Below are 24,652 nucleotides of genomic sequence, written 5' to 3'. Positions count from 1 at the left end.
GCCGGACGAGGACTAGCTGCGGATGCCTTCCATCGACATCGACCGCGATGCCGCGCATCGCGCCGCGCAGGACGAGCTCAACAAAGCGATCTATTCGAAGGGCTCGCCCGCGGATCGCCTCATCGACTGGATTCACGATCTGATTTACCGGCTGTTGCAGAAGATTTCTCTGGTTCCAGGTGGATGGCTCACGGCGACAGTACTTTTCACCCTGCTCGCGATCGCAGTGATTGTCGGCATCTACATTCTGCGGCGCACGATGCGCACCCGCCGCGGCGGTGACCACTCGCTGTTCGAAGCCGCCCAACTGACCGCCGCCCAGCATCGCGCGACCGCCGAAGGCTTCGCAGCCGAGGGCGATTGGGCTGCGGCGATTCGTCACCGGTTGCGCACCGTCGCCCGTCAGCTGGAGGAGACCGGGGTGCTGACACCGACCCCGGGCCGGACGGCCAACGAGCTGGCCCGCGATGCGGGTGCCACGTTGCCCCACCTGGTCAGTGAATTGGCGCAAGCGGCAACGGCTTTCAACGACGTCACCTACGGTGAACAACCCGGAACCCAGGACGCCTACCAATTGATCACCGACCTGGACGACCACCTGCGGTCGCGCTGGCAGGGCGGTCCGCTGGAGCCCAGCCGGCCCGCAGCAACCGAGTCATGGGCGCAGGTGCGGTGATGGCGACGATCACCGGTGCCCGTCCCGAAGCCGCGCCACGGCGTTGGCGCTTCTGGCGTTGGGTGCTCGTCACGCTGCTGGTGCTCGCCGTCATCGCCGGCGTCGATGCATATCTGAACGCACCGCGACCCGGCGCCCGCATGGACCCCGCGTCGACCAGCTCCGACGGAGCGCACGCGCTGGTCGAGTTGCTGCGCGGCGCCGGAGTCGACGTGGTCGTGGCCAAAAACATCGCCGACGTCGAACATGCGGCACGTCCGGACGCGCTTATCCTGGTGGCTCAGAGTCAATACCTCACCGACACGCTTCTAGACCGGCTGGACAACGTCCATTCGGACCTGCTGTTGGTGGAACCCACGGCACGGACCCGAGACGCGCTGCTGCCCGGCGTGCGGGTGTCCAGGGTCACCGGTTTTGACCTCGACCCCAATTGCACACTGCGCGAGGCTGTTCGGTCCGGCCCGGTCCGGTTCGGGGTGAGCAACACCTACGAGTCCGAAGACGGTCGCACGATGACGAGCTGCTATGACGGCGCGTTGATCCGCTTCCGCAACGACGGTCGCACCATCACAGCCGTCGGCAGCACCGACTTCATGACCAACGCAAGCCTGCTGCAAGCGGGAAACGCCGCGCTGGCGATGAACCTCGCGGGTGCCCGGCCCAGGCTAATCTGGTACGCACCCCACGAGGTGGAGGGTGAATCCTCGCCCAAGGCAACGCTCTTCCAGCTTCTTCCGCCCAAGTTGTTCTGGCTCGTCGGACAACTGGCGCTGGTGGTGCTGCTGGTCGCCATGTGGAAGGGCCGCCGGCCCGGACCCCTGGTGGCCGAGGAGCTGCCGGTGGTGGTGCGCGCGTCGGAGACCGTGGAGGGCCGCGGCCGGCTGTACCGGTCCCGACGGGCACGCGATCGCGCGGCCGCCGCACTGCGCACCGCCACCCTGGCGCGGCTGCTGCCGCGGCTCGGCCTGGGTGCGGGCGCTTCGCCTGCGGCCGTGGTGGCCACCGCGGCCGGGCGCATCGGAGCCGATCCGGCGTTCGTCTCCTACCATCTGTTCGGTCCGCCGCCGACGACCGACAACGACCTGTTACAACTTGCCCGTGCGCTCGACGAAATCGAAAGGCAGGTCGCACACCCGTGACACAACCCACTACCGCCCAGTCCCCCACCGCCGAATCGGCGCGCGAGGCGCTGCTGGCGTTGCGCGGCGAACTCGCCAAGGCTGTCGTCGGACAGGAAGGCGTGGTCAGCGGCCTGGTGATCGCGCTGCTGTGCCGCGGCCACGTGCTGTTGGAAGGCGTTCCGGGAGTGGCGAAGACGCTACTGGTCCGCGCGCTGTCCGCGGCGCTGCAGTTGGAGTTCAAGCGCGTGCAGTTCACGCCCGACCTGATGCCCGGCGACGTGACCGGTTCGCTGGTGTACGACGCACGCACCGCCGCGTTCGTCTTCCGGCCCGGTCCGGTGTTCACCAACCTGCTGCTGGCCGACGAGATCAACCGCACCCCGCCCAAGACGCAGGCCGCTCTGCTCGAGGCGATGGAAGAACGTCAGGTCAGCGTCGAGGGCGAACCGCAGCCGCTGCCCGACCCCTTCATCGTGGCCGCGACCCAGAACCCGGTCGAATACGAGGGCACCTACCAGTTGCCCGAGGCCCAGTTGGACCGCTTTTTGCTCAAGCTGAATGTGGCGCTCCCGCCCCGAGACGCCGAAATCGCCATCCTGCACCGGCACGCGCACGGCTTCGACCCGCGCGACCTATCGGCGATCAAGCCGGTGGCCGGACCCGCCGACCTCGCGGCCGGTCGCGACGCCGTGCGAAACGTGCTGGTTGCCGACGAGGTGCTGGGCTACATCGTGGACATCGTCGGAGCCACCCGCTCCTCCCCCGCGCTGCAGCTCGGTGTGTCGCCCCGCGGGGCAACCGCCCTGCTGGCCACGGCCCGCTCCTGGTCCTGGCTGTCCGGGCGCAACTATGTCACTCCCGACGACGTGAAGGCCATGGCCCGCCCGACGCTGCGCCACCGGGTGATGTTGCGGCCCGAGGCCGAGCTCGAAGGGGCCACACCAGACGGTGTGCTCGACGGGATTCTGGCGTCGGTTCCGGTGCCCCGCTAGTGGTCCTGACCGGACGAACCGGGCTGGTCGCACTTATCTGCGTCCTGCCTATCGCGCTGTCGCCTTGGCCGGCAACGACTTTCGTTGTCCTGCTGGTAGCGCTGGCGGCCATGGTGATCCTCGACGTGCTACTGGCGGCCGGCACCGCCAAATTGCGGTACGCGCGTTCGCCGGACCGCTCGGCCCGGCTGGGACAGCAGGTCAAGTGCGGGCTGTCGATCCACAACGAGGGCCCGCGCCGGTTCCGCGGCCAGATCCGCGACGCCTGGCCGCCCAGCGCCCAGGCGCGCCCGCGCATCCATCCCATCGACATCCCCGCCGGGCACGACCAGCACGTCCAGACGCAGCTTCGACCGGTTCGCCGCGGCGACCAGCGAGCGACGGTGGTGACCGCCCGATCGATCGGCCCGCTGGGGCTGGCGGGGCGGCAGGGCTCACGACCGGTGCCGGGGCAGCTGCGGGTGCTGCCGCCGTTCCTGGCCCGCAAACACCTGCCGTCGCGGCTCGCCAAGCTGCGAGAGATCGACGGCATGCTGCCCACGCTGGTGCGCGGTCAGGGAACCGAATTCGACTCGCTGCGAGAGTATGTCGTCGGCGACGACGTGCGCTCGATCGACTGGCGCGCCACCGCGCGACGCGCCGATGTGGTGGTGCGCACCTGGCGGCCCGAACGCGACCGGCGGGTGGTGATCGTGCTGGACACGGGCCGCACGGCCGCGGGGCGGGTCGGCGTCGATCCGACCGCGTCCGATCCCGCGGGCTGGCCGCGGCTGGATTGGTCGATGGACGCCGCGCTGTTGTTGGCGGCGCTGGCGTCGCGGGCCGGGGACCATGTCGACTTCCTCGCCCACGACCGGGTGAGTCGTGCCGGCGTGTTCGGCGCCTCGCGCACCGAACTGCTCGCCCAGCTGGTCAACGCGATGGCTCCACTGCAGCCGACGTTAGTCGAATCGGATTGGCGCGCAATGGTTTCCACGATCGCACTGCGCGCTCGCCGGCGGTCCCTGGTGGTGCTGCTGACCGATCTCAATGCGGCCGCCCTCGACGAGGGGCTGTTACCCGTGTTGCCGCAGCTGTCGGCCAAGCATCACCTGCTGCTGGCCGCCGTCGCCGACCCGCGCGTCGATCAGATGGCGGCGGGACGTTCGGATGCCGCGGCGGTGTACGACGCGGCGGCCGCCGAACGCTCCCGTAATGACCGCGTTGCGATCGCCACGCGGCTGCGCCGCAGCGGCGTGGAAGTCGTCGACGCGGCGCCCGCCGAACTGGCACCCGCGCTCGCCGATCACTATCTGGCGATGAAGGCGACCGGGCGTCTGTAGAACGCCGGGCCGCGTCAGCCGTCGGCGACGGCCGCTCAGCGAGTCGGCACGAAGTCCGGCGCCTCTTCCATATCACCGCTTTCGCCGGCCTTCACCCCGCGGCGGCCGAAGTAGACGATGTAGGACAAGAACGCCACCTCGGCGATGACACCGATGCCGACCCGTACGAAGGTCGGTAGCGGGGACGGCGTCACCAGCGCTTCGATCAACCCCGAGACCAGGAGCACCGCAACCAGACCCACGGCGACCGAGACGACGGCGCGACCCTGTTCGGCCAGCACCTGGCCGCGGGGCCGGTCTCCAGGCGAGATCACTGACCAACCCAGACGCATTCCCGTTGCGCCCGAAAGGAATACCGCCGTGAGTTCCAGCAGCCCATGCGGGGCAAGCAGGCCCAGCAACAGGGCACCCTTCCCGGCCGAAAACATCAGGCCCGCAGTGACCCCCAGGTTGGCGGCATTTTCCAGCAGCACCAGGGGGATCGGCAGGCCCAGCACCACCGACAGTGCGATGCATTTAGCCGAAACCAACGAGTTGTTCACCCAGATCTGCAGCGCGAACGCCGCGGCGGGATGTTCGCTGTAGTACGCCTCGACGTCGTGGTTCACCAATTGCTCTATGTCAGTGGGCGTTCCGATCAGCGACTGCACGTCCGGGTTTTTGGCCACCCACAGCGCGATGATCACGACTACCGAAAAGAACGCCGCAGCCGTGGCCAGCCACCACCGCCAGGTGCGGTAGGCAACCACCGGGAAAGACAACGTCCAGAACCTCCTGAACGCTCTGCTCAGTGGTGCATGGGCACCGGTCACCGCGGAACGGGCCCGCGCGACCAGGCTCGAGAGCCGACCGATCAACACCGAATCCGACGACGCCGAGCGCAGCATGGACAGATGGGTGGAGACCCGCTGGTAGAGGTCGACGAGTTCGTCGATCTCAGCGCCGGACAGCGACCGGCGCCGCCCGATCAATCGGTCTAGGCGGTCCCAGGTAGGGCGATGGGCCAGCACGAATGCATCGACATCCACCCTCGGCAGCCTAATCGCACCGCGGGCACGGCAAAGCGTGCCTGGCCACCTGTACCGTTCGAAGTTATGTCGGAGGTGGTGACCGGGGACGCTGTGGTGCTCGATGTGCAGATAGCCCAGCTGCCGGTGCGGACATTGAGCGCGCTGATCGATATCGCGATCATGTTCATCGGCTACCTGCTCGGGCTGATGTTGTGGGCAGCCACCCTGACTCAATTCGATAAGGCACTGTCGAGCGCGATCCTGCTGATCTTTTTGGTACTGGTGATCGTGGGCTATCCCTTGATACTCGAAACAGCAACGCGGGGACGCTCGGTGGGCAAGATCGCGATGGGCCTGCGGGTCGTGTCCGACGACGGTGGCCCGGAACGCTTCCGTCAGGCGTTGTTTCGCGCCCTGGCGTCGTTGGTGGAGATCTGGATGCTGTTCGGGAGCCCCGCCGTCATCTGCAGCATCTTGTCCCCCAAGGCCAAACGGATTGGCGATATTTTCGCCGGCACGGTGGTGGTCAACGAACGCGGACCGCGACTGGGCCCCCCGCCGATGATGCCGCCCTCATTGGCGTGGTGGGCATCGTCGCTGCAGCTGTCGGGGCTGTCCGCAGGTCAGGTCGAGGTTGCCCGCCAATTCCTGTCCAGGGCACCGCAGCTCGACCGTCAGCTGCGCCTGCAGATGGGGTACCGGATCGCCGGCGACGTGGTGGCCCGCATCGCGCCGCCGCCACCGCCCGGCGCTCCGCCGGAACTCGTGCTGGCCGCGGTCCTCGCCGAGCGGCATCGCCGCGAACTGGCCCGGCTGCGGCCGGTCATGCCCACGGCCGGGCAACCGCCGATGGAACCGGCGCCGTGGCCACCGCCCGCCACCACGTACCACGGCCCGCCGGCCTGGCCCAGTCCACCGCCGGGCGTACCGCAACCGCCACCGCCAGCCATGGGATGGCCGGAACCGCAACCCGGTCGGTCCCGCGCGGGAGAAGAGGCCGATCCGCCCGACGGCTTCTCGCTGCCGAGCTAGACGGTATGGGGGCTGACTCGGGGCCGAAGGACTACATATCAGCTGTACTGCTAGCCGGCCACACTTGCCGCCATGAGTAGGACGTCGACGACCAGCAGCGCCCATCCGCACAGCGGAACCGCGATACCGCCGCGGCGTTTGGCGGTGAAAAACGAGATGATGATGACAACGACGGCGACTGCGGGCGCGCCGTAGAACGCGACGCCGAAGTTGATCCCGCCGTGGCCCAGGTTGGGACAGTTGCGATCGCTGCAGCCGTCGGTGCTCATTACGGCACCGAGCGCGAACAGCATCACCAGTGCGGCGGCGGGCAGTGTCGCCAGCGCCAGCCCCCAGTTGATCCACAGCCAGGTGTTGCGAGTCCGGGCACCATCGGGTCGCCAAGACGCGCCCGCGCCGCCGCCATCCACCTTCAGGTTGTTGTCGGGATCCATCCCGGTAGTTTCTACCCGCCGTTTGGCCCACGCAAACCGCCCTACCGGACGGATCGCGGGCCCAATCGGCTCGGGTTACCGCAGGTCAGACAGCCCCGCGCGATCTCCTCGATGCCTTTCGTTGCATCACGTTAGTTTTCGATATATCGTGATGTTTCGTAACGCGCTACCGATGCGCGACTCACCGACGTAAGGACGGAAAAATGAGCAACCCATTCATTCCGGCCGGCGCACCTTTCGGCGGCCGGCCCGGCTTCGGATTCGGTTTCGGCTCGGGCCCGATTGACCGGCGCGCTTTGCACGAGGCACGCCGCCAAGCCCGGCGGGACATCCGCGAGCATCTGCGCGATCATGCCGGCGGCCACGACGGGCCGCTCGGCTTTGGACCGCCGTTCGGCCCCGGCTTCGGGCCCGGCTTCGGCTTCGGGCCCGGTGGCCGGCGCGGCGGATGGCGCCGCGGTGGGCCGGGGCGCGGCAAACGCGGCGACGTGCGAGCGGCCATCCTGAAGCTGCTCGTCGAGCAGCCGATGCACGGCTACGAAATGATCCAGCAGATCGCCGAGCGCAGTAACGGGCTGTGGAAGCCGAGCCCCGGTTCGGTGTATCCGACGCTGCAGTTGCTCGACGACGAGGGCCTGATCACCGCCAGCGAAACCGAAGGCAGCAAGAAGCTTTTCGAGCTGACCGAGCAGGGCCGCGCCGCGGCCGACAAGATCGAGACCCCGCCGTGGGACGAGATCACCGAAGGCGCCGACCCCGGTCACATGAATCTGCGGGCCGCCGTGGGGCAATTGTTCGGCGCGGTCGCGCAGTCCGCCCACACCGCTTCCGCCGAGCAGCAGCAGCGCATCGTCGACATCCTCAACAATGCGCGGCGCGAAATCTACGGCATCCTCGGCGAAGACTGAGCGCCCGCAGCGGGCCCTGGGTCAGGTGATGTCACGTGACGTCGACCCAATTTAGGGTCCGCTGAACGGCTTTTCGCCAGCCCGCGTATCCCGCGGCGCGTTGGTCGCCGTTCCACTCCGGCGTCCAACGCTTGCCCTCTTGCCAGTTGGCACGCAGGTCTGCCGGATCGGCCCAGAACCCCACCGCCAGACCGGCCGCGTAGGCGGCGCCGAGTGCGGTCGTCTCGGCGACAACCGGCCTGACCACGTCCACCCCCAGCACGTCGGCCTGAATCTGCATGCACAGGTCATTACCGGTGATGCCGCCGTCGACCTTCAAGACCTCAAGGCGCACACCGGAATCCGCCGCCATGGCGTCCACCACGTCGCGGCTCTGGTAGCAGATCGCCTCCAGCGTCGCGCGCGCCAGATGCGCGTTCGTATTGAACCGCGAGAGCCCGACGATGGCGCCGCGCGCATCGGATCTCCAGTAGGGCGCAAACAATCCGGAAAACGCGGGGACGAAATAGACTCCACCGTTGTCGTCGACCTGGCGTGCCAACGATTCGCTTTGCGCGGCACCGCTGATGATGCCCAGCTGATCGCGCAGCCACTGCACGGCCGCACCGGTCACCGCGATCGAACCCTCGAGCGCGTAGACGGGTTTGGCGTCAGCGAACTGATAGCACACAGTGGTAAGCAACCCGTTGTCCGACCGCACGATCGTCTCGCCGGTGTTGAGCAGCAGGAAATTCCCGGTGCCGTAGGTGTTTTTGGCTTCCCCCTGCGACAGACACACCTGGCCCACCATCGCCGCGTGCTGATCGCCAAGCATCCCGGTGATCGATACCTCGCCGCCGGCCGGCCCCGTTTCCGAGGTCACGCCGTAGGGCTGCGGCGACGACGACGGCCCGATCGTCGGCAGCATCGCACGGGGAATGGAGAACAGTGACAGCAGCTCGTCATCCCAATCCAGGGTCTCCAGGTTCATCAACATGGTCCGGCTGGCGTTGGTCACGTCAGTGGTGTGTACGCCGCCCCGCGGCCCCCCGGTCAGGTTCCACAAAACCCACGTGTCGGGAGTACCGAACAACGCGTCGCCGCTTTCGGCGGCCGCACGCACCCCGTCGACGTTCTCCAGGATCCATTGCAGCTTGGCCCCGGAGAAGTAGGTGGCCGGAGGCAGGCCGGCCTTGCCGCGGATGACGTCACCGCGACCGTCGCGGTCCAGCGCCGACGCGATCCGGTCGGTGCGGGTGTCCTGCCAGACGATCGCGTTGTAGTAGGGGCGCCCCGTCTTACGGTTCCACACCAGCGTCGTCTCGCGTTGATTCGTAATGCCCAGCGCGGCGATGTTTTTCGAACTCAGATTGGCCCGGTTCATTACCGATGTCAGCACCGAGGAGGTGCGCTCCCAGACCTCGACCGGGTCGTGCTCCACCCAGCCGGCCCGGGGCAGGATCTGTTCGTGCTCGAGTTGATGGCGGGCCACTTCGGCACCATCGTGATCGAAGATCATGCAGCGGGTGCTGGTGGTCCCCTGGTCGATGGCTGCGACGAATTCGGCGAACTCGGCCAACTGGTCTCCTCCACCCGTAAGTCGGAACACTTAACGTCAAAGTCCATCATGGTCTACCCGCGGCGACGGCCGGGACCGGGACTGCGACTCGCGGGAGCTTGCGTTACGGGCGGTAACCCTGTTGCATCTGCGTTGTGGGCGAAGAGGTCAAGCGCACCACGTACGACAGCGCGCAACGGCGGGAATACCGGCGCAAGGTACAGCTGTGCCTGGACGCGTTGGAGACGATGCTCGCCCGGTCATGCTTTGATTCCGAGCAGCCGCTGACCGGCATGGAGATCGAATGCAACCTCGTCGATGCCGACTACCAGCCGGCCATGTCTAATCGCCACGTGCTCGACGCCATCGGCGATCCGGCGTATCAAACCGAATTGGGGGCCTACAACATCGAATTCAACGTTCCGCCGCACGCGCTGCCCGGACACACCGCGCTGGATCTCGAGGCCGAGGTGCGGGCCAGCCTGAACGACGCCGAGAAGAAGGCCAGCGCCGCGGGCGGCGCCCACATCGTCATGATCGGCATCCTGCCCACGCTGATGTCCGAACACCTCGACCACGGGTGGATGAGCGAGTCGACGCGATACGCCGCACTCAACGACTCGATCTTCACCGCCCGCGGCGAAGACATTCCCATCGACATTTCCGGCCCCGAACCGCTGAGTTGGCGCACCGCCACGATCGCGCCCGAATCCGCCTGTACCAGCATGCAATTGCATCTGCAATTAGCGCCGGAGATTTTCGCCGCCAACTGGAATGCGGCCCAGATCGTGGCCGGCCCGCAATTGGCGCTGGGCGCCAACTCGCCGTTCTTCTTCGGCCACCTGCTGTGGGCCGAGACGCGTATCGAGCTGTTCACCCAGTCCACCGACACCAGGCCCGAGGAACTGAAAACCCAAGGCGTGCGCCCGCGGGTATGGTTCGGCGAGCAGTGGATCAACTCGGTCCTCGATCTCTACCAGGAGAACATCCGCTACTTCCCGTCCCTGCTGCCTGAGGTGTCCGACGAGGACCCGGTCGCCGAGCTCGCCGCCGGGCGCATCCCGCAGCTTTCCGAACTGCGCCTGCACAGCGGGACCGTCTACCGGTGGAACCGTCCGGTGTACGACGTGGTCGACAATCGCCCCCATCTGCGCCTGGAGAACCGGGTGCTGCCGGCCGGGCCGACCGTCGTCGACATGCTGGCGAATTCGGCCTTCTTCTACGGCGCGCTGCGCGGTCTGTCCGAATCGGAGCACCCGCTGTGGGAGAACATGGAATTCGGTGCGGCAGAAGCCAATTTCTTGGCGGCGGCCCGCCACGGCATCGATGCACGGCAGCGCTGGCCCGGGATGGGCGAGGTGAGCGCACGCGAATTGGTGCTCGACACGCTGCTGCCGATCGCCGACGAAGGCTTGCAGCGCTGGGGCGTCGACACCGAGGTGCGCAACCGGTTCCTCGGGGTCATCGAGGGCCGGGCCCGGGCCGGACGCAACGGCGCCAGCTGGCAGATGTCCACCGTGCGGGCACTGCAGGACGGCGGCCTGAGCAGGCCCGCGGCGCTGGCAGAGATGCTGCACCGATACTGCGACCACATGCACGCCAACGAACCGGTCCACACCTGGGAGTAGCTTGAAAACCATGTCTGATGAAGTGATGGACTGGGACAGTGCGTATCGCGAGCAGGCCCACTTCGAGGGTCCACCGCCGTGGAATATCGGAGAGCCGCAACCCGAACTGGCGGCGCTGGTCGCGGCCGGCAAATTCCGCAGCGACGTGCTGGACGCCGGATGCGGCTTCGCCGAGCTGTCGCTGACACTGGCCGACCAGGGCTACACCGTCGTCGGTGTCGACCTGACACCGACGGCCATCGCGGTGGCGACCAAGTCCGCCCGGGAGCGCGGCCTGAGCACGGCCAGTTTCGTCCAGGCAGACATCACGTCGTTCTCCGGCCACGACGGACGGTTCTCCACCGTCGTGGACAGCACCTTGTTCCACTCGCTTCCTGTCGAGGGCCGCGATGGCTATCTGAAGTCGGTACACCGTGCGGCCGCTCCGGGCGCCAGCTTCTTCGTCCTGGTGTTCGCCAAGGGCGCTTTTCCGGCCGAGATGCAACCCAAACCCAACGAGGTCGACGAGGACGAGTTGCGCGCCGCGGTGGGCAAGTACTGGGAGATCGATGAGATTCGCCCTTCGTACATCCTGTCGAACGTCGTCAAAATCCCCGATGCGCCTTTCGAATTCCCACCGCACGACCTCGACGAGAAGGGCCGGATGAAGATGCCGGCCTACTTGTTGACCGCGCACAAAACCGGTTAGCCGGCCGCGGTCGCTGCGGTGGCGGCGATGAGCGCCTCGGCGAACGTCTCCAAATCGTCGGCCGTGGTATCCACGTGAGGCGAGATCCGCAGCACCGGTTCCGTCATCTCCAGGGGCGCCCTCTGCACCCCCGCGAATGTGGTCAGGATCCGCCGCTGGGCCAGCAGCCAGGCCCGCACCGCCTGCGGGTCGGCGCCGTCGGCCGGGGCCAAAGTGGTGATGGCACTGGGCTCGTCGACCTCTTCGATCACCGTCCAGCCCGCCACATCGGCCAGAACCGTGCGGCTCAGGCTGCCCAGCTCAGCCAGTCGTGCGCACACCGTCTGTGGGCCGTAGGCCAGATGCTCGCCCAGTGCCAGCGAAAACCCAACGCGCGCAGCCACATTGGCCTCGCCGAATTCCAGCTGTTCGGCGACTGTTGGCGAACCGTCTTTCCTGGCCCAGTCCGGCGCCGCCAGCCTTGGGTGCAGCGATTTCAACAGCTCGCGGCGTATGCCGAGCATCCCGACACCGCGCGGCCCGGCGATCCACTTGCGCGACGAGGAATAGGTCGCGTCGGCGCCCACCGCGCAGTCCACCTGGCCAAGCGCCTGCGCCGCGTCGACGACAAGCGGCAGCCCCAATTCCCGGCAGAGCCGGGCGATCATTGAAACCGGCTGCACCACACCGCAATGGCTACCCACCGCGGTCAGGTGCACCAGGTCCGGCGGATCGGTCTGTAACGCCAGCGCCGCGTCGTCGAGCGCGACCCGGCCGTCTTCCATAGTCGGCAGCAGCCGTCGTTCAAATCCGTGCGCTGCCAGCAGTGCCAAGTTGGGCCCGTACTCGCCGGGCAGGCAAGCTACCGTTCGGCGCTCCGCGGGCCAGCCACCCAACAACAGATCCAGAGCGTTCAGCGAGCCCGTGGTGAAAACCATTTCGGCATCCGACATTCCGGTCAGCGCGGCGAACGCGACACGCCCGGCATCGAGCACCGGTGTGGCCGCTTCCGCCGCGACATAGCCGCCGACCTCGGACTCGTTGCGGGCGTGCTGCGCGGCCGCCTCGATCACTGCCAGGCTCTGGCGCGAACAGGCCGCGTTGTCCAGGTGTAGCCCGGCCATCGGCGGGCGGGCTGACCGCCATCGGCGGGCCAGCGCGTTGCCGTCGGTCACTTCACGGCCAACGACAACCCGAAGTCGCCCGCCTCGTCGGTCCACCACCGGATACGGCGCAGCCCCGCGGCAGCCAATTCGTCAGTCACCTTGTCGGGATGGAACTTGCACGACACCTCGGTGAGCATTTCCTCGCCGGCATCGAAGTCGACGGTCAGTTCGAGCGCGCCGACCCGCACTTGCTGGCGACGGTCGGACCGCAGCCACATCTCGATGCGATCTTCCGCCGCGTTCCACCGGGCCACGTGCCGGTAGGCTGCGACGTCGAAGTCGGCGTCGAGTTCCCGGTTCACCACCGCGAGCACATTGCGATTGAACGCAGCCGTCACCCCCGCGGCGTCGTCGTAGGCACGCACGAGTCGCTCGGTGTCCTTGACCAGGTCCGTGCCCAGCAACAAACTGTCGCCGGGCCGCATCTGAGCGGACAGTGCGGCAAGGAAATCCGCACGCGGTCCAGGTGTGAGATTGCCAATGGTCGACCCCAAGAACACGAAGAGCCGTCGCCCGCCTTCGGGGATCTCGGTCAGATGCTCTTCGAAATCGCCGCAGACGGCCCTGATCTCGACCCCCTGGTAGTCCCGTTGGATGGCCGCGGCCGAGGTCGACAGGATGCTGGCGTCGACGTCGAACGGAACAAACCTGCGCAGCGAATCCCGCGCGCGCAGCGCGTCGAGCAACAGCCGCGTCTTCTCCGACGTGCCGCTGCCCAATTCCACCAGGGTGTCGGCCTCGCTGGCCGATGCGACTTCGGTCGCGCGGGCGCGCAAGATCTCAGCTTCGGCCCGCGTCGGATAGTACTCAGGCAACCGGGTGATCTGGTCGAACAGATCACTACCCACCGAATCGTAGAACCATTTGGGCGGCAATGTCTTTGGTGTCTTCTGCAGGCCATCCAGCACGTCGCGGCGCAACGCGTGGTACGCCGAGTCGGCGGCCAGGTGGTTCGACAGCGACAGTGTCATCAGGATCCTCTCGACTGGTCCAGCGGCGTCAGCGTGACACCTTGCGCGGTGACTTCGACGAGGTGGCGGTCCGGCACGTCTTCCCAGTCCGAGTCGTTGTCATACGGTTCGCTGGCCAGCACCACGCCGTCCGGACGGCGCAGGACGGACAGCGTGTCGCCCCAGGCCGTCGCCAGCATGCGAGAGCCGTTGGCCGCCAATATGTTCAGCCGAGCACCCGGGTCGGCCGAAGCTATCTCGACGATGGTGTCCCCCAGCGCGTCGAGGCCGCGGTCGAAGATGACGGCCGCCAGTATCGCACTGTCACAGACGGATTCGGCCTGCGACGTCATCGGCAGCACGGCTCGATCGACGATGCCGTTGTGCGACAACAACCAACGCCCATCGGTGAACGGCGCGGTCGCGCTGACCTCGATCGGCATGCCGACGGTGGCCGAGCGGACGGCGGCCACCACGCAGTGGCTGCGCAAGGCGGGCGCGATGGAATCGAACGACACATCGCCCCACAGCGGCGCCTGGCTGCGCCAGCGCCGTGGCACCCCGGCCTCCGGGGAGCCCTGCGATGGGGTGTCGAAAAACCCGACGCCCCAACCGTCGGCGTTGAGCAGGCAGTGCTTTTGGCGGCGGGGTGCGTAGGACTGCACGCGCAGCCCGAACGGCGGGTCGAGTACCAGAGAGGAAACCGTGACGCCGGTGCCCAGCCAGCCCAGGTGCCGGCACATCAGGCCGGATCCCCGGCGTCGGAGACGTCCCATGCCAACCGGACGCCGGAGAAGATCTGGCGACGGTAGGGGTGATCCCAGTTGCGGAAACTCGGCCGCATGATGCTTTCCGCCACGGCCCACGAGCCGCCGCGCAACACCCGGTAATCACCGTCGAAGAACGGCTGCGAATACCGCTCGTACAGCATTGGGACGAACCCGGGCCAGGGCCGCAGCGGCGAGGCGGTCCACTCCCAGACATCGCCCAGCATCTGCTCGGCCCCGTACGCCGAAGCGCCACCGGGGTAGGCGCCCACCGGCGCCGGCCGCAGCGCCGTGCCGCCCAGGTTGGCCAGCGTGTTGTCCGGTTTGCGGTCTCCCCATGGGTAGCGGCGCCGGGCGTTGGTGACCGGATCCCAGGCGCAGGCCTTCTCCCATTCCATCTCGGTGGGCAACCGGGCACCGGCCCAGGCCGCGTACGCCTGGGCCTCGAAATAGCTGACGTGCTGGACGGGTTCGTCGGCCGCGATGACCTCGACGTGGCCGAACCGGGTGCGGGTGGTGCCATCGGAGCTCCAGAACTGCGGCGCGGTCACGCCCGCGGCCTGGCGGTGCTGCCAGCCACGCTTCGACCACCAGCGCGGCTGCTCGTAGCCGCCGTCGTCGACGAACTGGCGCCATTCGCCGTTGGTGACCGGAACCCGTCCGATGTGGAACGCGGGCAGGTCGACGACGTGGGCCGGACGCTCGTTGTCCAGCGAGGACGGTTCGTCAGCGGCGTCCACACCGAGCACGAACTCGCCGCCGGGCACCAGCACCGACGTGCCGGTCAACCCTGCCCGACCGCGCGGCAGCCCCGGGGCGTCGCGCAAGAGCGGTGCGCCGGTGCGCAAGTTCAAAGCCTGCAGCATCGTCTCGTCGTGCTGGTTTTCGTGGCTGACCACCATCGCGTACACGAAGGCGGCCTCGTCGCCGGCGGGATTGACGGGCAGCACGTCAAGCGCGTCGAGCACCGCGGACCGCACAGTCTGGCAATATGCGCGCGCTCTGTCCGGCGACAGCAGCGGCAGGTCGACCCGGCTGGCGCGGGAATGCACGAAGGCGTCATAGAGCCCGTCGACCGCCGGGGGCAACATCCCGGGCCGCGAACAGTCACCACCCCGCAACAGCCACAACTCCTCCTGCTGACCGATGTGCGCCAGGTCCCACACCAAGGGACTCATCAGCGGGTCGTACTGCCGGCAGAGTTCCGCGTCGTCGAACTCGACCAGGCGCAACGTCCGCGCCCGCGCCCGCGCTAACTCGTTGGCGAGGCCCTCCCGGCATGACGACGGCAAGCGCGGCGCGGCCGGGCGCAGCGCGTCGGAATCGCCAGGAGACGTCACAGCTCCCCCTGCGCCAGTCGCGCCACTGTGGGCGCGAGGCCGTGCTCGATCACCTGGTCGGAGAACTCGTCGCCGGGACAGCGGCCTTGTTCGACGAGGCGGACCAACCGCTGCATCGAATCACCGATTTCGGCCGGGGCTTTGGCGGCGGCGACGGCCAGGCACGCGTTGGCCGCCAAGTACAGTCGCCGATCCCGCAGCCCCACCCGGGCCGCGGTGTCCCAGGCGGTGGCAACCGGTTCGACCGCCTCGGCCGCGGTGTCGGCGGCGGCCGGATCATCGAGCAGGACCGCCATGGTGAACGCCACCGCGGGCCACAGCCCATTGGGCACGCTGTCGAGGTAACGGATCTCCAGCCACTGCCTGGGTCGCACCGGCGGGAACAACGTGGTCAGGTGGTACTCCAGGTCAGCGACGCTGGGTCGGCGATCCCCGAGCAACACGCGGCCGTCGACCCAGTCGGCAAACGGCACCCAGTGCGTGACCGCCTCGGCGTCGGGGTTGTGCACCAGCATCACCGGGGCCTTGAGCGCATACCGGGCCCAGTCGGTGCCAGGGTCGTCTCCGCTGGCGCCCAGGATGGGTCCGCAGCGTGCCGAGTCCATCTGACCCCACACTCGCTGCCGGCTCGACACCCAGCCCGTGAATTCACCGCACAGCATCGGCGAGTTCGCCGTTATCGCGATCATGGTGGGCCCCAGCGCATGTGCGAGGCGCACCCGCGCCGCCCAGCCGTCCCGCGGCCCGGCGTCCACGTTGACTTGAATCGATGCGGTGGACGTCATCATCGCCGCTCCCGCTTCCCCCGATTGGCTGGTGGCGAAGAACCGCTCCATGGCGCGATACCGGGCACCGGGATTGATGCGCCTGGGCGGGCGCAGCGGGTCGGCGCCAAGAAATACCAGGCCCAGCCCGGCCTCAGCAAACGCGGGCTGCAGCGCGGCCTGGTCCCGGCGCATGGCGTCGATAGCGGGCACTACGCCGTCGGCCGGCGGCCCGGACAGTTCGACGGCACCCCCCGGCTCGACGGTGATCCTGCTGCCCCCGGGCAACGCGGGCAGCGCGTCGAGCACGTCGGCGATCTCGCCCCAGCTCGGCCTGCGATACGGGTCGGCCCGGTCGTGGCAATGGGCCTCCAACTCCAGACCGATACGGCCCAGCGGGGCGTCCACCAGACACCCCTCGGCGATGTACTGCGCCACGGCCGCGGAATCGGCCAGCTCGGCGATGTCCAGCTCCGGGGCAGGGTCAGCGCCGGCCACCCGCGACTCGGACTGCGAAGCCGCGGGGGTGATCGGCGCGAACGTCATATCACGATCCCTTCGGGTCCGGGCGAGCCTGCACATAGCCCTGCGGACCGCTTCCCTGCGGCAGCTAATCGAACGATAATCGGACTACTTCGTCTAGTGCTTCATCTATCAGATGCCCCCGACATATTCCCTTCCCCGCGGTCTGCGTGCACGGGGAAAACGGGTACCCCATCGCCCGATTATTGACCCAGGGCGTTCTGCATCGCCCCGGCGAGCACGTTCACCGCGGGCCCGGCGTTGCCGGATTGGCACACTTTCGCCTGCAGCAACACGTTTTCGCGCAGCCTGGTTTGATTGAAGCACCGGCGATCGGTGCCCGCCTCCTGCTTGGTCCAGTTCTCGTCGGCGGGACCGGCCGGCCCGCCGTCGAACGACCAGACCTGGGTGCTGCCGTTGTCCAGATGCAGCGCGGTGGTCTGTCCCGAACACCCCACCGTGCGATCCACCACCCGATGAAAAGCCCGGCCTGCGGCGTCATTGGTGGCGAACACGCCGACGGCCTGTTTGACCAGATGTGTCTGGTCGGTGGCCGACGTCTGGGTCAGGGCTGCGTTGAACGACGCCAGATCCGGATCGTTGTAGACCTCGGGCAAACCAATGTCGGCCCAGTTGTTGCACTCCGGGAGGTCCACCCAGTCGCCTTGCCCGGGCTGGGTGAACACCGCCTCCCACCCCATCGGTCCGCCAACGATGTTGCCGACCGAGCCTTTGCCCAGGACCGCGTAGTTCACCACGCCCGGCTCCGACGGGTGCGCGGCGGCCGAGGGCGCCACGACGGTTCCGGCCAGGGCCAAGCCGATGGCCATCACAGCGCCCCGCATCTGGGCAGCCTGCGTAACCCGCATGGTCATGCAGCGATCATGCCAGGCGCACGGACGTGCGGTCAGCCCCCGTTGCCCCGGACGCCTTCCTCGACCTTCTTTCCCAGGTCGGGATCGACGTTGCGCCAGTACTCGAACACCCGCGACAGCACCGGCTCCTTGACGCCTTGGGACACGTGGCCAATGATGTTGTGCGCCAAGCGTTCCCTGGCCGCATCGTCGAGCACTTGGCGGACCATGGTGCCGGCCTGCCCCCAGTCGTTGTCCTCGGCGTGCAACGTGTACGCCGACCGGACCATGTCGCCGTCGGCATGCCAGCGGATCTCTGCGGCGCGTGCCGGGTCGGCGTGTGGCCCACCGTAGGAGTTGGGCGCATACACGGGGTCGGAGACGTTGTTGATGCGCATGGCCCCGTCTTTGGAGTAGCTGTTCACCTCGACTCTGGGGGTGTTGACCGGGATCTGCCGGTAGTTGGTCCCCAGCCGGGCACGATGCGCGTCCGAATACGAAAAGCCCCGCGCCTGCAGCATTTTGTCCGGGCTCAAGCCGGTGCCGGGCACGGTGTTGTTCGGCTCGAACGCCGCCTGCTCGATCTCCGCGTGATAGTCGGTGACGTTGCGGTTCAGCGTCATCCTGCCGACGTCGATCAGCGGGTAGTCGCCGTGCGGCCACACCTTGGTCAGATCGAACGGGTTGAACCGGTAATCCTTGGCTTCCTCGTACGGCATGATCTGCATCTTCAGCGTCCAGCTCGGGTGATCCCCGCGTTCGATCGACTCGAACAGGTCGCGCTGGTGATAGTCGCCGTCTTCGCCGGCCAGCCGGTCGGCGTCCTCCTGGGTCAGGAACTCGATGCCCTGATCGGTGATGAAGTGGTACTTCACCCAGAAGATCTCGCCGGCGGCGTTGATCCAGCTGTAGGTGTGGCTGCTGTAGCCGTTCATGTTCCGCCAGGTTTTGGGAATTCCCCGGTCGCCCATCAACCAGGTCACTTGATGCGCCGACTCCGGGGAGAGACTCCAAAAGTCCCACTGCATGTTGTGGTCACGCACATTGCTTGCCTGCAAGCGCTTCTGGGACCGGATGAAGTGCTGGAACTTCAACGGATCACGCATGAAGAAGACCGGGGTGTTGTTGCCGACGAGGTCGAAATTGCCTTCGCTGGTGTAAAACTTCAGCGCGAAGCCACGCGGGTCGCGCCACGTGTCTGGGCTGCCCCGCTCTCCGGCGACGGTGGAAAACCTGGCCAGCATGTCGGTTTTGGTGCCGGGCTGGAAGACCGCGGCCCTGGTGTACTGGCTGACATCGTTGGTCACTTCGAAATGACCAAACGCGCCACCACCTTTGGCGTGCGGCTGACGTTCCGGGATGCGCTCGCGATTGAACATCGCCATCTGTTCAATCAGGTAATGGTCCTGCAACAGGATCGGGCCGTCTGGGCCGATCGTCAGCGACTGATCGTCGCTCGGCGCAGCGATACCGGCGTCATTGGTCGTGAAACGCTCCGTCATTACGCTCTACTCCTCGTCACGGGGGCCGCAGCATCCGAGGTCGCATGCCCGGGTACCGAATCCGCTTTCCTTCAGGCAATTTCAGCACGGCGGTGAGCCCCCCGGATCCTCCGGCCGCAACCGAGTGTTCTCCTCATCTTGATCTGGTCCAACAAATGCGGGCGACTCGCGATCGGTTGCCCACTACGGGTTAGTACCCATTTCGGGCGCTGCTTAAGTGAGCGCTATCAGGGACGTGGCGCGGGCGCGCCGGGGGGCGGGCTCGCAGGCGGCTGACCGGGGCCGCTGACGCCCGGGCCGGCATGCGGTCCGCCGGGGCCGCCCGGACCGCTCGGGGGCATGGGAACGATCAGCCCGGGTCCGCCGGGCCCGTATCCCCACGGTCCGTTGTCTGGCCCCGGACCACCAGGCCCGCCGTACCACGGGCCGTAGCCGCCGCCGGGGCCGCCGTACTGCCCCGGCCCATTGCCGGGTCCCGGGCCACCGGGGCCCCATGGCCCGTTGCCCGGTCCGGGCCCGCCGGGATGAAACATGCCGTGGTGGTGGTGGTGGTTGCAGTAGTAGTTGTGCTTCCAAATGAAGGCGCCGACAAAGAACAGCGACGTGAGGATGAAGACGACGCCGGCGACGATCACCACCCAGGCAGCCGCGGTGTAGAGGCGCGGCGGTTGCACCCGGTGCGGGGTGGGTGGCGGTGGCTCGGCGACTGAGGGGGCCGGCGTCGGCTCGGCGGTCGGCTCAACTGGTGGTTCGGGTGTCTCGCTCATGCCTTGCCATATTGCCCCGCATGCCTGGTGCCCAACAGGGGCTGGCGTCAAAAATGTCGCCAATCGAGATGCTGCGGTTAGGCGCCGCTGACCGCCAACGACAAGGGGCCCGGCGCTCGCATCGAACGCCGGGCCGCTGGTTGATGGGGTTTTTCAGTTGGTCAGGACGATGACGCTCGGCGCCTGTCCCGGCGCGCCATGAGCGGTGGCAGCCGAGTGGAACACCGACGCCGGGAGCTGACCCGGGGCCATGCCACTGGGACGCACGCCCGACGACGGGGCCGGAGCAGTGGTGGTGGCTCCGGGGCCGTTTTGTCCGCCCTGTCCACCCTGGCCGCCGGGTGCGCCCGGGCCACCGAAGTTGCCGGGGCCGCCAGGGCCGCGGTGGTGCATCATCGCGTGGTGGTGGTGCTTGTGGTGGTGGCCGTGATGGCCGCCGCGGTGGCCGAGGATGAAGCCGGTGAAGAAGATGACCGCGAGGATGAACACGATCCCGGCGACGATGGCGACCCACGCGGCGATTTGGAAGACGCGCGGGGCTCGGTAGGCCGCAACCGCTTCCGCGGCGGCCGGTGCAGTTGCGGTGGAGTGCCGCACAGTGGGGGTTTCAGGTGTTTCACTCATGAGACAAATGATGAAGCCGTTAACAGTAGTGGCCGCTATGCGCTACTTATGTAGAAGCTGTGAAGTAAAGGCCCCGCTCAGCGGGTGAAAACGCCTCCGCGCGCCCGGTGTATCGCGGCCCTTGGCTGGATGGCATACGAGAGTCTGGAAACGTCCGTCGCAGTTTGCTGGATGGTCGGGCGCCCGGTGTGACATTCTGTGCGGGTGTCCGCAGCGGGACCGCCTTCTGGTGTGGTGACGTTCCTGTTCACCGACGTCGAGGGTTCGACCCGTCGGTGGGAAGCCGACGCCGAGGGGATGCGCTCGGCGCTGGTTGCCCACGATGAGGTATTGCGTAACGCTGTGGCCGCGCACGCCGGGTTCCTTTTCAAGCACACCGGTGACGGTGTGTGTGCGGCATTCAGCTCCCCGAAGGCAGCGGTGGACGCCGCGGTGACCGCGCAGCGGGTGCTGGAATTGCCGGTGCGGATGGGGATTGCGACCGGCGAGGCCGAGTTGAGGGAGGGCGATTATTTCGGCGCGGTGCTCAACCGCGCCGCGCGGGTGATGGCGGCCGGGCACGGCGGTCAGATCCTGTTGGCCGAGTCGACTGCCGGTCTGCTCAGCGACGCTGATCTCATCGATCTGGGAGCGCGACGGCTCCGGGACCTGCCAACCCCGGTCGGGGTGTTTCAGGTCCGCGCACCCGGCCTGCGGACCGACTTTCCGCCCTTGCGGGTGCTGGACGCGAGTCCGGGGAATCTGCGTTTGGCGACCAGCAGCTTCATCGGACGCGAAGCCGAACTCGACGAGGTGCAAGCGGCGGTGAAAGCGCATCGGCTTGTCACGTTGACCGGCGTGGGCGGGGTCGGCAAGACACGGTTGGCACTGGAGGTTGCGAGACGTCTGGTCGACGAATTCCCGGATGGGATATGGGTTTTCGAGTTGGCCGCCGTCACCGATCCGGCGGCGGTGCCCGACGCCGTCGCGGGCGTGCTGGGCATTGCCCAGCAGCCGGGAAAAAGCATGAGCGACTCGCTGGCCGCCGCTATGGACGGCACGATCCGATTGTTGGTGATCGACAACTGCGAGCATCTGCGTGAGGCTGCGGCCGATCTCGTCGAGACGATCTTGGCGCAATCGGCGACGGTGAAAGTTTTGGCGACCAGCCGCGAAGGGCTACGGGTTGCCGATGAGCGGGCGTGGTTGGTGCCCTCGTTGGATGTCGGTGCCGGCACCGACTCTGCCGCGGTGGCGCTGTTCGTCGACCGAGCGCAAGGCGAGGCCTGGCAGTTCTCGGTGACTACACGTGACGACGCGGCGGCGGTGGTGGAGATCTGCCGCCGCCTGGACGGGATCCCGTTGGCCATCGAGCTCGCGGCTTCGCGGATGGCGTCGATGACTGCCGGCGAGGTGCGGGATCGGCTCGACCAGCGGTTTCGTCTGCTGGTGGGCTCGCGGCGCGCGCTGGAACGTCACCACACCCTGCGCCACGCCGTCGCATGGTCGTTCGAGCTCCTCGACGATGCCGAAAAGGGGCTACTCGAGCGGTGTTCGGTGTTCACCGGCGGATTCGATCTGCAAAGCGCTTGCGCGGTAGGGGGATACGACGACAGAGACGACCTTGCCGTCCTCGACCTGCTCGAAGCGTTGGTGCGCAAGTCGTTGCTGATCGTCGACCAGTCAGTGGGACGGACCCGGTATTCGATGCTGGAGACCATCCGCCAGTTCGCCGAGGAACAACTCGTGGCCCGCGGTGAAGCATTCGAGGCCCGAGCCGCCCATTCGCGGTACTACGCCGGCCGGGAACCCGACATCATGGCGCTATGGGACAGCCCCCGACAACGCGAGGCCTACGACTGGTTCACCACCGAGTTACCCAACCTGCGCACCGCATTTCGCTGGGCCGCCGACCAAGGCGACGTCGACAGCGCGGCGTCGCTCGCCGTCTGCGCGACACTGCTCGGCCTGATGACCGAACAGTACGAGCCCGTCGGATGGGCCGAGGAAATGATCGAACCTGCACGAAGGGCGAACCATCGGCGGCTCGCGCACCTGTACGTGGTCGCCGCGCAGTGCCACGCGGCGGGGCGGTCAGACGACGCCGTCCGTTATCTCGACGCCAGCCGCCCGTTAACGGACAACGGTGGTTTCGACGAGACTTTCTACGAAGTGCAAATCTCGACCGGAATTGTGTACACCCACGCCGGGCAGAGCGAGCGTTGGGTTGAGATGTGCCGCAGTGCGATTGGTCGATACGGAGGCCCGCAAACCGTGGCCCGCGCATCTCTGGTGATGGCGTACTACTTCTTAGGCCGAGGCGATGAAGCGAGGGTCGCAGCGCGGGGATTGCTCGCCGCCGCAGACGCGGCGCGCAGCCCGAGTACGGCCTGCTTCGCGCTGTTGTCCCACGGCCTTGCCTATCACGATGCCGACCCCGCGGGGGCTTACGACGCGCTACGCCGATCGCTGACCATCGCGCAGGAGAGCCGCAACCGACAGATGGAATCGGCGTCGGCGTCGACGGTATTACTCGTTGCGGCTCAACGTGATCCCAGTGGAACGTTCGAGACTTTGATGGTATTGATCGGCCGCTATTACGAGATCGGCAACGCCGCCCTGATAAAGAACCCGCTGGCAATACTCGTATCGCTACTGGACCGACTCGGACACCACGAACAGGCCGCGATCATCAGCGGGTTCGCGGCAAGTCTCTTTTCGCGTGCGAGTTATCCCCAACTGAACACGGCGATTACCCACCTCCGCGATGTCCTCGGCGACCAGGGCTACGAACCGCTTGCCCGCAAGGGCCAGACGATGACCACGGCCGAGATGGTGACGTATGCATGCGACCAGATCGACCAGGCCCGGGCAAACCTGAACGCCGCCCCGAAATAGGCGACGTATGGGTGTCTTAAAACTTCGTATCCGACTCCGTCGAAGTTCGCAGGCGCGTGTTAAGCGGCGAAACGGATCGATCAACCATGAGGCACGACGCCAGGGTGCGCTGGTGAACTTGCGGAGGAGACGTGGGCACGACCTCGCCCCGCCTCGTCCGTCTTCCGGCAGATGATGAGGGCCTCGACGTAGTCCCAGCGGTAGCGGTCGGGGGCGTCCGTGACGCGCTCCTCGAGCTCTGCGAGGAAGTCGGCGAGAAGACCGGCAGCGCACGCCTCGCCCTCGTGCACGAACGCACGGAGGAGGAGCGGCCCTCCCCATGCGGCCACGCTCTGCACGTATTCCCGCGCGAACACCGCGGGATCGTCGTGCCAGTAGGGATTGTCGAGACGAAACAGCTCGGCACTCTCGAGCTCGAGGCCGGCGAAGCGCCCGCCGCCCGCCTTGAAGGGCGCCCCGAACTCGTCGAGCGTGCGAGACCAGACCGGGACAACGGCCGCCTCGACGGTGGCGCTGCCGATGCGCCCCGCGCGGCGCCAATCGGCGAGCAGCCGGTTCATGTCTCCGATGATCTCGACGTAGAGCCCCGTCCTGTCCGGGCACGGCTTGGGGGAGGCCGGGATGGCGGCGATGAAATACCCTCCGGGGGTCAACTCCGCCGCGCGCATCTCGAGCAGTCGCTCCCAGTGCCGCTCCGCGGCCACGCGCCAGGCACGTCGCTCGTCCTCGTCCACGTGGTCCGGGTAGCCGGGGAAGACCGAGCCGCTCGAGGGCAAGCCGGCGGCGTCGGCGACCCAGTGCATGCACGTCCCGGTCACCGCGAGGTGAACTGTGCCCGGTGGAAAGGAGGGCGCCTGGTGCAGCGGGATTCCGGCCATCGAGACGACCGTAGCGGGGGCCGGGTCGCGATCGAGCGCTCGCCGGCAGGCCTCGCTGTGGGCCTCCGGCAGCGCGTAGTGGGCGCCCGTGCCCGTGTCGGCGATGCCGGGGCCGGCCTCGCCGGGCGCTGATCTACGCGCTCGTTGATCTCCCGACCAACGGATGGCGGGTCGCCGCCGCCCATTTGCGGGACGCCTTCGCCCATGCGGCGGACGAAAGTCCGATCGTCGTGATACCAGCGCCCGGCGAGGCCGGCCCCGGCATCGCCGACACGGGCACGGGCGCCCACTACGCGCTGCCGGAGGCCCACAGC

The 24,652-nt window shown here is 67.5% G+C and carries 22 protein-coding genes; 9 read left to right on the top strand and 13 right to left on the bottom strand.

Annotated elements, in window-relative coordinates; translation table 11 throughout:
• Positions 1 to 22 precede the first annotated feature (22 nt).
• Genes A5686_RS08645 through A5686_RS08630 form a run of 4 tightly spaced genes read left to right on the top strand, consistent with a single transcriptional unit; the run spans position 23 to position 4,111 of the window.
• Entirely contained in the window at positions 23 to 676 is a 654-nt protein-coding gene (locus tag A5686_RS08645; protein WP_067933103.1) for a DUF4129 domain-containing protein, read from the top strand.
• On the top strand, positions 676 to 1,815 hold the full coding sequence (locus tag A5686_RS08640) for a DUF4350 domain-containing protein (RefSeq protein ID WP_067933152.1): 1,140 nt from the start codon (positions 676 to 678) through the stop codon (positions 1,813 to 1,815). Before A5686_RS08645 ends, A5686_RS08640 begins: the two co-directional genes overlap by 1 nt.
• Positions 1,812 to 2,789: a MoxR family ATPase gene (locus A5686_RS08635; protein ID WP_067933100.1), complete on the top strand. Its 978-nt coding sequence runs from the start codon at positions 1,812 to 1,814 to the stop codon at positions 2,787 to 2,789. The genes A5686_RS08640 and A5686_RS08635 overlap by 4 nt, the downstream gene beginning before the upstream one ends.
• Positions 2,789 to 4,111, top strand: a complete 1,323-nt coding sequence (locus A5686_RS08630) for a DUF58 domain-containing protein (protein ID WP_067933098.1) — start codon at positions 2,789 to 2,791, stop codon at positions 4,109 to 4,111. Before A5686_RS08635 ends, A5686_RS08630 begins: the two co-directional genes overlap by 1 nt.
• A 35-nt stretch (positions 4,112 to 4,146) precedes the next feature.
• Here A5686_RS08630 and A5686_RS08625 read toward each other — a convergent pair whose 3' ends face one another.
• Positions 4,147 to 5,139, bottom strand: coding sequence for a stage II sporulation protein M (locus A5686_RS08625; protein ID WP_067933096.1), 993 nt, complete (start codon positions 5,137 to 5,139; stop codon positions 4,147 to 4,149).
• A gap of 66 nt (positions 5,140 to 5,205) precedes the next feature.
• Here A5686_RS08625 and A5686_RS08620 point away from each other — a divergent pair, with 66 nt between their 5' ends.
• A complete protein-coding gene (locus A5686_RS08620; RefSeq protein WP_067933094.1) occupies positions 5,206 to 6,153 on the top strand; it encodes an RDD family protein in 948 nt (315 codons plus the stop codon).
• Between the two features lie 50 nt (positions 6,154 to 6,203).
• Here A5686_RS08620 and A5686_RS08615 read toward each other — a convergent pair whose 3' ends face one another.
• Complete coding sequence (locus A5686_RS08615) at positions 6,204 to 6,587, bottom strand: hypothetical protein (protein ID WP_067933091.1); 384 nt, start codon at positions 6,585 to 6,587, stop codon at positions 6,204 to 6,206.
• Between the two features lie 203 nt (positions 6,588 to 6,790).
• On the opposite strand from A5686_RS08615, the gene A5686_RS08610 reads away from it, so the two are divergent.
• On the top strand, positions 6,791 to 7,495 hold the full coding sequence (locus tag A5686_RS08610; RefSeq protein ID WP_067933089.1) for a PadR family transcriptional regulator: 705 nt from the start codon (positions 6,791 to 6,793) through the stop codon (positions 7,493 to 7,495).
• A gap of 31 nt (positions 7,496 to 7,526) precedes the next feature.
• Here the strand turns inward: A5686_RS08610 and glpK are convergent, their stop codons facing one another.
• Positions 7,527 to 9,053, bottom strand: a complete 1,527-nt coding sequence (gene glpK, locus A5686_RS08605; protein ID WP_067933088.1) for a glycerol kinase GlpK — start codon at positions 9,051 to 9,053, stop codon at positions 7,527 to 7,529.
• Between the two features lie 134 nt (positions 9,054 to 9,187).
• Between glpK and A5686_RS08600 the strand changes: the two genes are divergently transcribed.
• Positions 9,188 to 10,660, top strand: coding sequence for a glutamate--cysteine ligase (locus tag A5686_RS08600; RefSeq protein WP_067933086.1), 1,473 nt, complete (start codon positions 9,188 to 9,190; stop codon positions 10,658 to 10,660).
• Positions 10,661 to 10,670: 10 nt separating this feature from the next.
• Complete coding sequence (locus tag A5686_RS08595; RefSeq protein WP_067933148.1) at positions 10,671 to 11,348, top strand: class I SAM-dependent methyltransferase; 678 nt, start codon at positions 10,671 to 10,673, stop codon at positions 11,346 to 11,348.
• Here A5686_RS08595 and egtE read toward each other — a convergent pair.
• The 9 genes from egtE to A5686_RS08550 form a co-directional block, all read right to left on the bottom strand.
• Positions 11,345 to 12,451, bottom strand: coding sequence for an ergothioneine biosynthesis PLP-dependent enzyme EgtE (egtE, locus tag A5686_RS08590; protein ID WP_231986325.1), 1,107 nt, complete (start codon positions 12,449 to 12,451; stop codon positions 11,345 to 11,347). The genes A5686_RS08595 and egtE overlap by 4 nt on opposite strands.
• A gap of 47 nt (positions 12,452 to 12,498) precedes the next feature.
• Positions 12,499 to 13,464, bottom strand: a complete 966-nt coding sequence (egtD, locus tag A5686_RS08585) for an L-histidine N(alpha)-methyltransferase (protein WP_067933082.1) — start codon at positions 13,462 to 13,464, stop codon at positions 12,499 to 12,501.
• Positions 13,464 to 14,186, bottom strand: coding sequence for an ergothioneine biosynthesis protein EgtC (gene egtC / locus A5686_RS08580; protein ID WP_067933080.1), 723 nt, complete (start codon positions 14,184 to 14,186; stop codon positions 13,464 to 13,466). Before egtC ends, egtD begins: the two co-directional genes overlap by 1 nt.
• A complete protein-coding gene (gene egtB / locus A5686_RS08575) occupies positions 14,186 to 15,502 on the bottom strand; it encodes an ergothioneine biosynthesis protein EgtB (RefSeq protein ID WP_067933146.1) in 1,317 nt (438 codons plus the stop codon). The genes egtC and egtB overlap by 1 nt, the downstream gene beginning before the upstream one ends.
• A 44-nt stretch (positions 15,503 to 15,546) precedes the next feature.
• Positions 15,547 to 16,860, bottom strand: a complete 1,314-nt coding sequence (gene egtA, locus A5686_RS08570; RefSeq protein ID WP_067933077.1) for an ergothioneine biosynthesis glutamate--cysteine ligase EgtA — start codon at positions 16,858 to 16,860, stop codon at positions 15,547 to 15,549.
• A 179-nt stretch (positions 16,861 to 17,039) separates the two neighbouring features.
• Entirely contained in the window at positions 17,040 to 17,681 is a 642-nt protein-coding gene (locus tag A5686_RS08565; RefSeq protein WP_369829689.1) for a sensor domain-containing protein, read from the bottom strand.
• A 62-nt stretch (positions 17,682 to 17,743) separates the two neighbouring features.
• Complete coding sequence (locus A5686_RS08560; RefSeq protein WP_067933073.1) at positions 17,744 to 19,192, bottom strand: catalase; 1,449 nt, start codon at positions 19,190 to 19,192, stop codon at positions 17,744 to 17,746.
• A 227-nt stretch (positions 19,193 to 19,419) separates the two neighbouring features.
• Positions 19,420 to 19,959 carry a hypothetical protein gene (locus A5686_RS08555; RefSeq protein ID WP_067933072.1) on the bottom strand — a complete coding sequence of 180 codons (540 nt, stop codon included), beginning with the start codon at positions 19,957 to 19,959 and terminating at the stop codon, positions 19,420 to 19,422.
• A gap of 153 nt (positions 19,960 to 20,112) precedes the next feature.
• Positions 20,113 to 20,556, bottom strand: coding sequence for a hypothetical protein (locus A5686_RS08550; protein ID WP_197520521.1), 444 nt, complete (start codon positions 20,554 to 20,556; stop codon positions 20,113 to 20,115).
• A 231-nt stretch (positions 20,557 to 20,787) separates the two neighbouring features.
• On the opposite strand from A5686_RS08550, the gene A5686_RS08545 reads away from it, so the two are divergent.
• Positions 20,788 to 23,460, top strand: coding sequence for an AAA family ATPase (locus tag A5686_RS08545; protein WP_369829688.1), 2,673 nt, complete (start codon positions 20,788 to 20,790; stop codon positions 23,458 to 23,460).
• Between the two features lie 80 nt (positions 23,461 to 23,540).
• On the opposite strand, the gene A5686_RS08540 is transcribed toward A5686_RS08545, so the two are convergent.
• On the bottom strand, positions 23,541 to 24,338 hold the full coding sequence (locus A5686_RS08540; RefSeq protein WP_067933068.1) for a hypothetical protein: 798 nt from the start codon (positions 24,336 to 24,338) through the stop codon (positions 23,541 to 23,543).
• Positions 24,339 to 24,652 lie beyond the last annotated feature (314 nt).

Source organism: Mycobacterium sp. E2479 (assembly GCF_001667925.1).
GTDB lineage: Bacteria > Actinomycetota > Actinomycetes > Mycobacteriales > Mycobacteriaceae > Mycobacterium.
This window is presented reverse-complemented; position numbering and strand designations above follow the sequence as displayed.

Bases quoted from the DNA above. Each gene is read 5' to 3' on its own strand.
- A5686_RS08645 (WP_067933103.1), top strand. From the start codon at position 23: ATGCCTTCCATCGACATCGACCGCGATGCCGCGCATCGCGCCGCGCAG.
- A5686_RS08640 (WP_067933152.1), top strand. From the start codon at position 676: ATGGCGACGATCACCGGTGCCCGTCCCGAAGCCGCGCCACGGCGTTGG.
- A5686_RS08620 (WP_067933094.1), top strand. From the start codon at position 5,206: ATGTCGGAGGTGGTGACCGGGGACGCTGTGGTGCTCGATGTGCAGATA.
- A5686_RS08615 (WP_067933091.1), bottom strand. From the start codon at position 6,587: ATGGATCCCGACAACAACCTGAAGGTGGATGGCGGCGGCGCGGGCGCG.
- A5686_RS08610 (WP_067933089.1), top strand. From the start codon at position 6,791: ATGAGCAACCCATTCATTCCGGCCGGCGCACCTTTCGGCGGCCGGCCC.
- A5686_RS08595 (WP_067933148.1), top strand. From the start codon at position 10,671: ATGTCTGATGAAGTGATGGACTGGGACAGTGCGTATCGCGAGCAGGCC.
- egtE (WP_231986325.1), bottom strand. From the start codon at position 12,451: ATGGCCGGGCTACACCTGGACAACGCGGCCTGTTCGCGCCAGAGCCTG.
- egtD (WP_067933082.1), bottom strand. From the start codon at position 13,464: ATGACACTGTCGCTGTCGAACCACCTGGCCGCCGACTCGGCGTACCAC.
- egtC (WP_067933080.1), bottom strand. From the start codon at position 14,186: ATGTGCCGGCACCTGGGCTGGCTGGGCACCGGCGTCACGGTTTCCTCT.
- egtA (WP_067933077.1), bottom strand. From the start codon at position 16,860: ATGACGTTCGCGCCGATCACCCCCGCGGCTTCGCAGTCCGAGTCGCGG.
- A5686_RS08565 (WP_369829689.1), bottom strand. From the start codon at position 17,681: ATGCGGGGCGCTGTGATGGCCATCGGCTTGGCCCTGGCCGGAACCGTC.
- A5686_RS08560 (WP_067933073.1), bottom strand. From the start codon at position 19,192: ATGACGGAGCGTTTCACGACCAATGACGCCGGTATCGCTGCGCCGAGC.
- A5686_RS08555 (WP_067933072.1), bottom strand. From the start codon at position 19,959: ATGAGCGAGACACCCGAACCACCAGTTGAGCCGACCGCCGAGCCGACG.
- A5686_RS08540 (WP_067933068.1), bottom strand. From the start codon at position 24,338: ATGGCCGGAATCCCGCTGCACCAGGCGCCCTCCTTTCCACCGGGCACA.